General features: G+C 38.8%; 11 protein-coding genes. 9 read left to right on the top strand and 2 right to left on the bottom strand.

What is annotated here, in order from left to right; all coding sequences use genetic code 11:
• The first annotated feature begins 218 nt into the window (after positions 1 to 218).
• From V5N63_RS06585 to V5N63_RS06565, 5 genes are all read left to right on the top strand, one after another.
• Entirely contained in the window at positions 219 to 872 is a 654-nt protein-coding gene (locus V5N63_RS06585) for a CBS domain-containing protein (protein ID WP_332033308.1), read from the top strand.
• A 3-nt stretch (positions 873 to 875) separates the two neighbouring features.
• A complete protein-coding gene (locus tag V5N63_RS06580; RefSeq protein ID WP_088468704.1) occupies positions 876 to 1,742 on the top strand; it encodes an NAD kinase in 867 nt (288 codons plus the stop codon).
• A 68-nt stretch (positions 1,743 to 1,810) separates the two neighbouring features.
• The gene (gene fbaA, locus V5N63_RS06575; RefSeq protein ID WP_332033307.1) at positions 1,811 to 2,878 is read left to right on the top strand and encodes a class II fructose-bisphosphate aldolase; all 1,068 of its coding nucleotides are present in this window, start codon (positions 1,811 to 1,813) and stop codon (positions 2,876 to 2,878) included.
• A gap of 78 nt (positions 2,879 to 2,956) precedes the next feature.
• Positions 2,957 to 3,805 carry an acetyl-CoA carboxylase, carboxyltransferase subunit beta gene (gene accD, locus V5N63_RS06570; RefSeq protein ID WP_088468460.1) on the top strand — a complete coding sequence of 283 codons (849 nt, stop codon included), beginning with the start codon at positions 2,957 to 2,959 and terminating at the stop codon, positions 3,803 to 3,805.
• A 51-nt stretch (positions 3,806 to 3,856) separates the two neighbouring features.
• Positions 3,857 to 4,369, top strand: coding sequence for a DUF6973 domain-containing protein (locus tag V5N63_RS06565; RefSeq protein ID WP_332033306.1), 513 nt, complete (start codon positions 3,857 to 3,859; stop codon positions 4,367 to 4,369).
• 47 nt (positions 4,370 to 4,416) lie between these two features.
• Here the strand turns inward: V5N63_RS06565 and V5N63_RS06560 are convergent, their stop codons facing one another.
• A complete protein-coding gene (locus V5N63_RS06560; RefSeq protein WP_332033305.1) occupies positions 4,417 to 5,649 on the bottom strand; it encodes a PQQ-dependent sugar dehydrogenase in 1,233 nt (410 codons plus the stop codon).
• A gap of 55 nt (positions 5,650 to 5,704) precedes the next feature.
• The gene (locus tag V5N63_RS06555) at positions 5,705 to 6,085 is read right to left on the bottom strand and encodes a hypothetical protein (RefSeq protein ID WP_332033304.1); all 381 of its coding nucleotides are present in this window, start codon (positions 6,083 to 6,085) and stop codon (positions 5,705 to 5,707) included.
• Positions 6,086 to 6,131: 46 nt separating this feature from the next.
• Between V5N63_RS06555 and V5N63_RS06550 the strand changes: the two genes are divergently transcribed.
• The 4 genes from V5N63_RS06550 (at position 6,132) to uvrB (ending at position 11,616) form a co-directional block, all read left to right on the top strand.
• Positions 6,132 to 7,625, top strand: a complete 1,494-nt coding sequence (locus tag V5N63_RS06550; protein ID WP_332033303.1) for a S41 family peptidase — start codon at positions 6,132 to 6,134, stop codon at positions 7,623 to 7,625.
• 130 nt (positions 7,626 to 7,755) lie between these two features.
• Entirely contained in the window at positions 7,756 to 8,124 is a 369-nt protein-coding gene (locus V5N63_RS06545; protein ID WP_332033302.1) for a BlaI/MecI/CopY family transcriptional regulator, read from the top strand.
• Between the two features lie 424 nt (positions 8,125 to 8,548).
• A complete protein-coding gene (locus tag V5N63_RS06540; protein ID WP_332033301.1) occupies positions 8,549 to 9,526 on the top strand; it encodes a M56 family metallopeptidase in 978 nt (325 codons plus the stop codon).
• 101 nt (positions 9,527 to 9,627) lie between these two features.
• Complete coding sequence (gene uvrB / locus V5N63_RS06535; protein ID WP_332033300.1) at positions 9,628 to 11,616, top strand: excinuclease ABC subunit UvrB; 1,989 nt, start codon at positions 9,628 to 9,630, stop codon at positions 11,614 to 11,616.
• Positions 11,617 to 11,802: the final 186 nt, after the last annotated feature.

Raw genomic sequence — 11,802 nt, 5'->3', positions numbered from 1 at the left:
TGGCGGGATTAATTTTTCTCCGGCAGATGCCCGCAGCCAAAAAATAAAAAACTGCAAAGTCCAATGGACAGTGCAGTTTGAAATAAATCTAATAAAAAGTAAAAATGAAAGGCGACAAAGATATGTTTTTGTTTCCATATGAAGCAAGCTATTTTTAAATTATTTTTAAAAATTTTCAAAAGAGCCTCAGGTTTTTAATATTTTCCTAAATTAGCATCATGTTTATCAAAGATTACATTTCGAAAGATTACCCGGCTTTCAACTCCAGCGACATGATTGATGATGCGAATGAAATGGCGAAAGAGTTCGGTTATTCTCATGTATTTGTAAAAAAGAAAGGCGTGTACCAGGGCGCAATCAGCCAGTCCTTTTTAGATGAAAGTCCGGAAGGAACGCTGGGCTCACTCGATATGCATTTCGAAAAATTTGCAATCCTGGACGACGGTAATCTGCTCGATTCCATCAAACTTTTTCACACCTTCAACTGTAACGTGGTTCCCGTGATTTCGAAGACCGAAAAATACATGGGCTATCTTTGCTGCGACGATATCTTTAACGAATTTTCAAAATATCCGCTTTTCTCGGAAAACGGCGCGGTGATGATTGTGCAGACCAGCGGCAGACATTATTCCATGACCGAAGTCTGCAAAATTGTAGAATCAAACAATGGTAAAATTTACGGCTGTTTCATTAATTTAATTACCGAAGACTATATACAGATCACCCTGAAATTCAATAGCGAAAATACCAGCTCTATCGACGAAACCTTCGAAAGATACGGCTATAGCGTAGTGCATAAATATTATGATGATGAGAAGGAAGACCTGCTGAAAGACAGATTCGGTTTCTTTCAAAAATTTCTGGAGTTTTAAATGATGAAGGCAGCAATATATTCTCAAAAAAGCGACTTAGATACCTTTCTGTATCTCAGTAAATTTGTTTCAGAGCTCGAAAAACGCGGCGTCCAGGCAGTTTTACACGAAGAAATGGCCAATGCGATGCAGTTTTCGAAAATCTTTGAAACCTTTTGTGGGAAAGAAGATTTAAAGCAGAAAAAAGTAGATCTTTTTTTTACCTTCGGAGGCGATGGTACAATTGTAAACTCATTGCTATATGTGCAGGATTTAGAAATTCCTGTGGTGGGAGTAAATACCGGAAGGCTGGGGTTCCTGGCAAGTTTCAGTAAGGAGGAAGTTTTTTTGGAACTTGATGATATTATTAAAGGAGAAGTAAAAATTAGCCGAAGATCGGTTATTGAAATTGTTTCGCCGAACAACTCTGTTTTCTTTCCCTATGCTTTAAATGATTTAACAGTCTCGCGTAAAGAAACTACCGCCATGATTACGGTAGAATCTTATATAAATGGAGAGTTTCTCAATGTCTTCTGGGGCGACGGTGTCATTATTTCAACCCCAACCGGCTCTACAGCCTATTCCTTAAGTTGTGGCGGACCAATTATTACACCAGCCAACGCCAATTTCGTCATCACGCCTATTGCACCTCATAATCTGAATGTGCGGCCCTTAATTGTAAATGATGATGTGGAAATTCGCCTGAAAGTTGAAAGCCGTGTTCCGCAATATTCTTTGTCTCTCGATTCCAGGTTGATCCACATGGAAACCGATGTGGAAATTGTGCTGCGTAAAGCAAAGTTTCAGATCCTGCTCATTCATCCCAATAACTTAAGTTTTTACGAAACAATCCGCCAGAAACTCCTTTGGGGAAAAGACAAAAGAAACTAATGTTTTTCGCATAAAATTCTTAACTTTACAGACCTAAAATTCAGAATAAATCTTTTAAAAAAAATATTATGAACAGACGTTTTCCGGCAGGTGTTGCCACAGGTCAAATGGTTACCGACATTTTTGAATATGCTAAAGAAAATAACTTTGCACTTCCCGCAGTAAACGTTATCGGTTCCAGTAATGCGAACGCGGTGATGGAAACTGCTGCGAAATTAAATTCTCCCGTAATTATTCAGTTTTCAAATGGTGGCGCAGCATACAATGCAGGAAAAGGTTTAAGCAACGATGGGCAGAAAGCCGCAATAGCCGGTGCAGTCGCAGGTGCAAAACATATTCACACTTTGGCTGAAGCTTACGGAGCAACTGTAATTCTGCATACGGACCATTGTGCGAAAAAACTCCTCCCTTGGATCGATGGCTTAATGGATGCTAACGAAGAGTTTTTTGCGCAAACCGGAAAATCTTTGTACTCATCACACATGCTGGATCTTTCTGAAGAACCGATTGAAGAAAATCTTGACATTTCCTGTAAATATTTCGAAAGAATGGCAAAAATGGGCATGACACTCGAAATTGAACTTGGAGTTACCGGTGGTGAAGAAGATGGAGTTGACAATTCGGGAGTAGATTCGTCTAAACTTTATACCCAGCCTGATGAAGTGGCGTATGCTTACGAAAGATTGAAGGCAATTTCTCCTCACTTTACCATTGCAGCAGCATTCGGTAATGTTCACGGCGTTTACAAGCCAGGAAATGTTAAACTGACCCCAAAAATTTTAGATAATTCTCAGAAATACGTTCAGGAAAAGTTTGGCCTTGGTGAAAAACCGGTGAACTTCGTATTCCACGGCGGATCTGGTTCTACTGTTGAAGAAATTAGAGAAGCAATAAGCTACGGTGCGATAAAAATGAACATCGATACCGACCTTCAGTTTGCGTACACCGAAGGAATCCGCGATTATATGGTTAACAATCTTGAGTATTTGAAAACTCAGATCGGAAACCCTGACGGAGACGACAAACCAAACAAAAAATTCTATGACCCAAGAGTTTGGATCAGAAAAGGTGAAGAAACTTTCAGTGCAAGACTTGAAAAAGCTTTTGAAGATCTGAACAATGTAAATACACTTTAAAATTAAAATTTTAGATGATAAATTTTAATTGCGTCGCACTTTTATAATTTAAAATCTGGAATCTAAAATCTATCAAAAATGGCATTCGACTGGTTTAAAAGAAAAGCAAAAAATATCACCACTTCCACAGAAGACAAAAAAGATCTTCCGAAAGGACTTTGGCATCAGACTCCTACAGGGAAAATTATTGAGCATGAGGAACTTAAAGCTAATAATTATGTCTCTCCGGAAGACGGTTTCCACGTGAGAATTGGCAGCAACGAATTCTTTTCAATTCTTTTCGACGGAAATAAATATACAGAACTCGACGCGAACGTAGAAAGCGTAGATATGCTGAATTTTAAAGATACCAAAGCTTATACAGACCGTTTAAAAGAAGTAAAAGCCAAAACCAAGTTAACAGATTCCATCCGTAATGCAGTAGGAACGGTAAACGGAGAGAAAATAGTGATTTCATGTATGGATTTTGCGTTTATCGGAGGGTCATTAGGTTCGGTAATGGGCGAAAAAATCCGTCGTGCAGTAGATTACTGTATAGAACACCGCCTTCCTTACATGATCATCTGCCAGTCTGGTGGAGCAAGAATGCAGGAGGCGACTTACTCCCTGATGCAGTTGGCGAAAGTTCAGGCGAAATTGGCCCAACTTTCTGAAGAAGGCTTGCTTTACATCGCTTATCTGTGCGATCCTACTTTTGGTGGAATTACCGCATCTTTCGCGATGACCGCCGATATAATTATGGCAGAACCGGGCGCGTTGATCGGATTTGCCGGACCAAGGGTAATTCGTGAAACCATAGGAAAAGATTTACCGGAAGGCTTCCAGACTTCAGAATTCCTGCAGGAAAAAGGTTTCGTAGACTTTATTGTGAAGCGTACAGAAATTAAAGAGAAGGTTTCCAAAACCGTGAGACTTCTTGTACATTAATATAATCTTAAAAACGATAAAAATCTCTCCTTTACAGGGGAGATTTCTATTATGAGAAGAATAGCCAGAATATTGCTCAACACCTTAAGAACTTTAAGTTTCAGAAAAATTCTGAGACTTTTGAGACTTGCTCTGCCGCATCCGCTCTTCTCATTATTGGGATTTTATGCGACGGCGAAAAGTTTTATGCTCGCCCAGAAGCATTTCCCGGAAACCAATGCCAACAGCGGAATCGGGAATGCTTACCGACATGCGCTGTGGACATGCCTCATCATGATGTACTGCTGCAAAATATCGTCGCCGCACAAAGCGTTAGATTTCTGTAAAAAAATGACCGATCTTCACGAAGAATTATTCCCTAACGAACCTTTGGAGAAAATGATGGATTTACATAACAATAAGGTGGGTATGGATCTCTTCATGGAATTACTTCCCGGAATTCACCGCCAGTTCTTCGAAACTAATTTTTTCGTTGAAAAGCTCTTTGTGAAAACGAAGACCGCAAAAATCCTTACCAGTTTGGAAGATGATTTCGGATCTGATTTAGTATATTTAAAGCAGTAAAAAATCCTCAACATCAGCCAAGGGTCTTGATGCGTATTGAAAATCTTCTATTTTTTAGATATTTTATAAAATTTTCCGCTGTCTGAAACGGCGTAAAGATTACCGTCCTGCCCGTTCAGCACATCCCGGATTCTGTCGTTTTTGTCGGTTAAAAGCCATTCTTCACCAACTACTTTATTATTTTCAATTACCAGCCTGATGATTTTCTGTCCGCTTAAGCAGCCGATCATCATATTGTTTTTCCACTCCTCAATATTTCCGCTATAGAAGGTGATTCCGCTCATGGATATGGAAGGATCCCAGTAATAAACAGGCTGTTCTGTTCCCTCTTTTTTTGTTGTTCCGTTGTTGATTTTTTTGCCGCTGTACTCAATTCCGTAAGTTACATCACCCCAGCCGTAATTTTTCCCGGGCTGAATCAGATTGATTTCGTCTCCACCGCGCGGTCCCATTTCTGCGTCCCAAACCTGTCCTTTGTGGTCAATAGCCATTCCTTGCGGATTTCGGTGGCCTGTCGAATAGATTTCCGGCTTCCAACCTGCAAGGTTAGGATTTCCGGGTGCGGGTTTTCCGTCCTTTGTGATTTTTAAAATCTTTCCTAAATAAGAATCCTGTTTTTGCGCATAAGGCCTGGTTTCTAGGTCAGAACGTTCGCCGGTGCTTACAAAAAGGTAGCCTTCCTTATCAAAGGCCAGGCGGCTTCCGTAATGTTTGTCACCGTCGTAGGTTGGAGTTGCACGGAAAATTACCGTTGGGTTTTCTATTGTTTTTTCATCTGCAGAAAGTTTTCCTTTTGCTACTGCAGTATGATTTCCACCCGAAACCGGCTCTGAAAAAGTCCAGAAAATCATCCTATTAGTGGCAAAATCTGGATCTAACGCGACATCAAGCAAACCGCCCTGACCTTTAGCATCAACTTTTGGAAGTCCTTCAACTTTCGAAATTGTTTTTCCGTCTGCCGAAACAATATTAAGGTATCCGGTTTTTGAAGTGATGAGGAATCTGCCGTCCGGTAAATTGATGATTCCCCACGGTTTCTGTAAATCTGAATTGATAACTTCCACCTGATAAGGAATGGTGGTTTTTACGCCCGGTACTCTGGTTTGCCCTGCAAAAACAGGCTGATATTCAGGGGAATTTTTGTCGGCGGTTTCAGGATTGGGTAATATTCCGTACACGGTGGTATCTTGCGCTGTTACCGAAGTTATTTGGCTTCCTGTGCAGGAAACAAGGAAAACTATTCCCAACATAGATAAATTTCTAATCGATAAATAATTCATATTTAAATATTTTTTGGTTTAAAATCCGTAACGAAAAAAGTAATGCTCTGCAAAATTACTGTTTCTGTAATTTAAAATTTACCGGTTTGAAAATTTCAGCGGTATCTGTTTTGAAGAAAATTCCGTTTTCGATATCGGTAATTTTAGGTTTGAATCCCAAAATTTTTCTCGATTGCGTATTGACGTTGACTTTATAATGTAAACCGGTTTTGTTTTCCGATGAAATATGCTGTTGAATTCTGTTAATCACTACAGACGTAGCAGGAACTGAATCGTTACTAAGTTCAAATGATACACGATAGCCTTTCTCTCCTGAAATATCATACGATTCATAAACCGGATTTTTTACTTTTGGCAGTGCGTTTGCAGTACAAGACACAGAAATTAATGCAGAGACGCCTAATAAAATTGCGGGGGTTATGATATTGATTTTCATTATTTTCCGTTAATGGTTAAATTCAAATTTATTAAAATTATTACAAATGAAAGGTAAGATATATGTAACAGGTTTAGCGCTTGCCATTCTATCATTGTTATCATGTTCCAGGGATAACGATCTGGCACCCTCACCATCGGCCACTACAAACTCTGTAAATGATTTTGTGTGGAAGGCGATGAACTCATGGTATTACTGGCAGCCAAATGTACCTAAGTTAGCTGACAACTTCAAAAACTCTGCCGATTATGCTTCATACATCAATTCTAAAACTCCGGATGGTCTATTTTACAGTCTGCTGTATGATTATGGAAATACCGACCGGTTCTCCTGGATAGAAAATAATAATACCATTATACCCGCATCGAGAATAGCTGAAATTGAAAAATTAACCGGCTTTGATTATGCGGTTTATCCCAAAGATAATACCAATACCTCTGCAGTGGCACTTGTAAATTACGTAATTCCAGGAAGCTCAGCCGCGAATGCTGGAATCGTAAGAGGAGACATTATTACTAAAGTGAATGGCTCACCTTTAACAATCAGCAATTATTCGCAGCTCTCTCAGGACCAGTTTACCATAACAAGAGCTGCAACTGCAGTAATTACTTCCACGGGTTTGGTAACAACCGACAGGGCTGAGAACATCAGCATTACTAAAACAAATATTGATGAGAATCCCGTAGCCTTTTATAAAAAGTACAATTACGGTGGCAAAAATATTGGCTATTTGGTCTATAATGGTTTCAAATCAGATTATAATGATGAACTGAATGCTGCTTTTGCTACAATGAAAGCCGACGGGATTACAGAACTTGTTCTGGATTTACGATACAACGGAGGTGGATCTCTGGAAACGGCAACTGCACTGGCCCAGATGGTGAACGGAAATTACACCGGCCAGCCCTACGTTTACCTTGATTTCAACGCAAAGCATAACGATGATGACGGAATGGATTATTTAACCAACACCGTGAAAACCTATAACATCGTAAACGGTCATCCGGAACAAACCGGGCAGCAGAATGTAAACAGCCTGAGCCTGAGCAGGATTTATGTATTGGTTTCCTTCCAGACTGCTTCTGCGAGTGAACTTACCGTCATCAGTCTTAATAAATATGTTCCGGTAACCACCATCGGTAACGAAACCTACGGAAAATTTGTTGGTTCAATCACCCTTTATGATTCGCCTGCATCTGATTATACTTCGTATGCTACAAGAAATACAGCGCACAACTGGAAGTTGCAGCCCATCACATTCTCCTACTATAATAAGGACAAAGATCCTAATCCGTCCGGAGGAATTCTTCCAACGTACGCCATCAATCCTTATCAGGCTATTAACAATATAAAAGAATTCGGTAATGTTTCGGATCCCGAACTTAAAAAAGCTCTGGAACTGATCAGCGGTCAAACCATTTTAAAAACGGCCGAAAATCCAGTAACCTATAGCAACAGAAATCTACGTTTTCAACCGAGGAATGAAGCCAAAGGCCTTGTGATAGAAGACTTTGAGAGTTTCTCCAAAAGAAAAAAATAGATCAATGAGAGCAGCAACCACTGCTCTTTTTTATTTGTTATGTTTAAAGAATTGATAATATTTTAAAAAATATATTGCTTTATTGAAATTTAATTCTACATTTGTAGAATAGGATCTAAAAAAGTAGAAAATGAAAAATAAATTAACAGAAGCTGAAAAAGAACTCATGGAAATATTGTGGACAAATAAAACCGCATTTATGAAAGATCTTTTACAGGCGCTTCCGGAACCAAAGCCAGCGGCTACCACTGTTGCCACCAACCTTAAAAGAATGCAGAATAAGGATCTTATCGGCTACAAAAGTTTCGGTAATTCCAGACAGTATTTTCCGAAAGTTAAGAAAGAAGATTATTTTAACGGAGAGATGACTTCAATTATTAACCAGTTTTTCAACAGTTCTGTTTCTCAGTTTGCTTCATTTTTTACCGCCAATTCTAAACTGAGTCAGCAACAGCTGAAAGAACTACGGGACATTATTGATAACCAAATAAAAGATTAAAATGCAAACAATAATTCTAAAAATCGTAATATCTTCTGCTGTATTATTAGGCTTTTATCATTTCTTTTTAGCAAAGGAGCGCATATTTAAGTTCAACAGAATATTTCTGGTTTCGTCTCTTTTATTTGCGTATTCGTTGCCGTTTATACCGATGCCAAATTATTTCGAAAACAGCGGTCAGCCAAATTTAATCTTCGGCGAACCTGTTCAGCAATTTCAGCAAGTAGGTGTTAACACCGCCCAAAACTTCGACTGGAGTAACCTTATACTTGGTGTTTATTTATCGATATCAACTTTATTCCTTGTAAAATTTATCCATTCATTTTTAAAAATCAGACTTTTAAAAGGAGATAAAAGAATCTACAAAAATCACCGCATCGTAGTTTTAAATCGAGATTATCCACCCTTCAGTTTTTTAAAAACAATGTACTTTGGTGAAAAGTATTTCGTAGATAATCAAATTGATGAAAGAATATTTCTCCACGAAAAATGTCACGCTTCAGAAAATCACACTGCCGATATTTTATTAATAGAGTTCCTCAAAATATTGTCATGGTTCAATCCTGCCTTATACTTTTATAAAAATGCCATGATCATAAATCACGAATTTTTGGCTGATGAATTTGTTCTGAAAAACAACTACGACATCAGTAAATACCAGCATTTAATTCTTCATGAAATTAAGAATACACAAAGTTTAAAATTAACAAACCAATTCGATTTTAATAACACCAAAAAACGATTTATTATGATGACAACTAAAAATTCCAGATTTTCAGCAATAAAAAAAATTGCTGTTCTCCCTTTGCTTGCAATTCTTTTCGTATTTTTCTCTAAAGAAATTCAGGCCCAAACCGAAGCCTCGAAAGTAAAAGTAAATAGCCTAAACGCTTCAGAAAAACAAGATATAGCCGTTCCTATAGATGAAAAGAATGCTACTCCAGCGGAAAAAGAACTTTTAAAGGTTTTTGAAAAAGATAGAAAAGAAAATATCGTAAAAAATGATACTGTTAAAAAGAAAAATAAGTCAAATGTGGATAAAGCTGTAGTACCAACTTCAGTAAAAGAAGACAGTCAAAAATTTACGGGTATTCTTCCGCAGTTTCCAGGAGGTATTAATGAGTTTAGAAAATTAATTAACGCGAATTTTGATACTTCTGTTTTTAAAGGCGATGAAGGGATGGTAAAAACTGTACTTTATGTGGAAATAGATGAAAACGGAAAAATGGGAACCGTTTCAGCTGACGGGACCAGTGATATTTTTAACAGGGAGGCCATAAGAAGCGTCAGCGCACTTAAAGATAAGGTCTGGACGCCCGCTACAGAAAATGGCATACCTGTAAAACACGTTATAAAAATGCCTATTACGATGGCGTTTTCCGGAGCATTTCCAACAAAGTAAAAAATATAATGAGATAGAAAACTTCTAAAGAAATTTTAGAAGTTTTTTTAGTTATTAATAAAGCAAAAAATTCAGTTTTAAAATTTACGTAATTTTGCATCATGCAGTTCAAACTTCAGTCAGAATACAAACCCACAGGCGACCAGCCCCAGGCCATTGAAAAATTGGTCAAAGGCATTGAAATTGGCGAAAAATACCAGACCCTTCTCGGTGTTACCGGCTCGGGTAAAACTTTTACCGTTGCTAATGTGGTACAGAGTGTACAGAAGCCAACCATTGTTTTGGCGCATAATAAAACTTTGGCAGCACAGCTTTTCATGGAATTTAAGGAATTCTTCCCTGATAATGCCGTGGAATATTTTGTGAGTTATTACGACTATTACCAGCCGGAAGCATTCATTGCATCAACGAATACTTACATTGAAAAGGATCTTTCTATTAACGAAGAAGTCGAGAAACTGAGACTTTCTGCTACGGCAAGTTTGCTCTCAGGCCGGCGGGATGTATTAATAGTAGCGTCGGTTTCTTGTATTTACGGTATCGGAAACCCTACGGAATTCAATAAGTCTTTAATTGAAGTTCAGAAAAATGCCAGAATCACCCGGACCGCTTTTCTACATAAACTGGTGAATGCTTTGTATGCAAGAACTTTAAATGAATTTACACGCGGGACCTTTAGGGTGAAAGGTGATGTAATTGATGTATATCCAGCTTATGCCGATAATGCAGTTCGAATCCAGTTTTTCGGTGACGAGATTGAAAAAATTCAGAGCTTCGATCCGCTTTCCGGAAATGTGATGGCAGAGTTTGAAGAGATTAATATTTATCCCGCAAACCTTTTCGTGACCTCCAAAGAAACACAGGTCAATGCCATACGCGAAATTCAGGATGATATGGTGAAACAGGTTGATTTTTTCAATGAAATTGAAAAACCTTTTGAAGCCAAACGACTCCAGGAAAGAACCGAACTCGATCTGGAAATGATGAAAGAACTCGGTTACTGCAGCGGAATTGAAAACTACTCGCGTTATTTCGACGGAAGATTGCCGGGTTCCCGTCCGTTCTGTCTTTTAGATTATTTTCCGAAGGATTTTTTAATGGTGATTGATGAAAGTCACGTAACGATTCCCCAGGTTCACGCCATGTATGGAGGCGACAGAAGCCGTAAAGAGGTTTTGGTGGAACACGGGTTTCGTCTTCCTGCGGCAATGGATAACCGTCCGCTGAAGTTTGAGGAGTTCGAAGCCATGCAGAATCAGGTGATTTACGTGTCGGCAACTCCGGCAGATTATGAACTTGAAAAAAGTGGCGGGGAATATATCGAGCAGATTATTCGTCCGACCGGACTTCTGGATCCTATAATTGATATAAGACCTTCATTAAACCAAATTGATGATTTAATTGAGGAAATTCAGAAGCGAGCGGAGATTGATGAAAGAGTTCTGGTAACAACGCTGACCAAGAAAATGGCAGAAGAACTCACAAAATATTTTACAAAATTCGGAATACGCACGCGTTACATCCACTCCGATGTTGAGACTTTGGAGAGAATTCAGATCATGCAGGATTTGCGGATAGGACTTTTCGATGTTTTGGTGGGCGTAAATTTATTAAGAGAAGGTCTTGATTTGCCCGAAGTTTCCCTCGTTGCGATTCTGGATGCGGATAAGGAAGGAATGCTGCGTTCCCGTCGTTCGCTTGTTCAAACCATTGGTAGAGCAGCAAGAAATGTTAATGGTAAAGCGATTTTGTACGCCGATAAAATAACCGGATCCATGCAGAAAGCGATCGATGAAACCAACTATCGACGCGAAAAGCAGATGGAATACAACGAAAAACACGGTTTGGTTCCACAGGCACTGAACAAGAAAATTTCGGAAATCCTTGTCGGAAGATCCAAAGATTTCCCGGATCCGAAATATACCCAAAAAGAAATTCTGAAACAGGTTGCCGAAGAAAAAGCAAGCTATGGAAAAGACGCCACAGAACTGATTGCAGAAAAACAGAAAGCCATGGAAGCTGCAGCCAGAAATCTGGATTTCATTAAAGCTGCCAAATTGCGGGACGAAATCGCAGCATTAAAAGGTTAGAATTTATAAACCTTCTTTTTCTGTGTTTCGAATGCTACCTTATTCTTGATCAGTTCCTCCGGAACCGAACGTGTGTAGCAAGATAATTCGCAGTCGAAAGAGCGTTCCGCAGGAATACAATGCTCTTCATTAGGAACTTGATAGTTATAGATTTAATATCCGTTGTAATTATAGTGTTCCGTTCAA

This window comes from Kaistella sp. (assembly GCF_032060305.1).
GTDB classification, from domain to species: Bacteria; Bacteroidota; Bacteroidia; order Flavobacteriales; family Weeksellaceae; genus Kaistella; species Kaistella yananensis.
The sequence above is the reverse complement of the archived record's forward strand: the minus strand, read 5'-3'. Positions and strand labels throughout refer to the sequence as shown.

Bases quoted from the DNA above. Each gene is read 5' to 3' on its own strand.
- V5N63_RS06585 (WP_332033308.1), top strand. From the start codon at position 219: ATGTTTATCAAAGATTACATTTCGAAAGATTACCCGGCTTTCAACTCC.
- V5N63_RS06580 (WP_088468704.1), top strand. From the start codon at position 876: ATGAAGGCAGCAATATATTCTCAAAAAAGCGACTTAGATACCTTTCTG.
- fbaA (WP_332033307.1), top strand. From the start codon at position 1,811: ATGAACAGACGTTTTCCGGCAGGTGTTGCCACAGGTCAAATGGTTACC.
- accD (WP_088468460.1), top strand. From the start codon at position 2,957: ATGGCATTCGACTGGTTTAAAAGAAAAGCAAAAAATATCACCACTTCC.
- V5N63_RS06565 (WP_332033306.1), top strand. From the start codon at position 3,857: ATGAGAAGAATAGCCAGAATATTGCTCAACACCTTAAGAACTTTAAGT.
- V5N63_RS06560 (WP_332033305.1), bottom strand. From the start codon at position 5,649: ATGAATTATTTATCGATTAGAAATTTATCTATGTTGGGAATAGTTTTC.
- V5N63_RS06555 (WP_332033304.1), bottom strand. From the start codon at position 6,085: ATGAAAATCAATATCATAACCCCCGCAATTTTATTAGGCGTCTCTGCA.
- V5N63_RS06550 (WP_332033303.1), top strand. From the start codon at position 6,132: ATGAAAGGTAAGATATATGTAACAGGTTTAGCGCTTGCCATTCTATCA.
- V5N63_RS06545 (WP_332033302.1), top strand. From the start codon at position 7,756: ATGAAAAATAAATTAACAGAAGCTGAAAAAGAACTCATGGAAATATTG.
- V5N63_RS06540 (WP_332033301.1), top strand. From the start codon at position 8,549: ATGTACTTTGGTGAAAAGTATTTCGTAGATAATCAAATTGATGAAAGA.
- uvrB (WP_332033300.1), top strand. From the start codon at position 9,628: ATGCAGTTCAAACTTCAGTCAGAATACAAACCCACAGGCGACCAGCCC.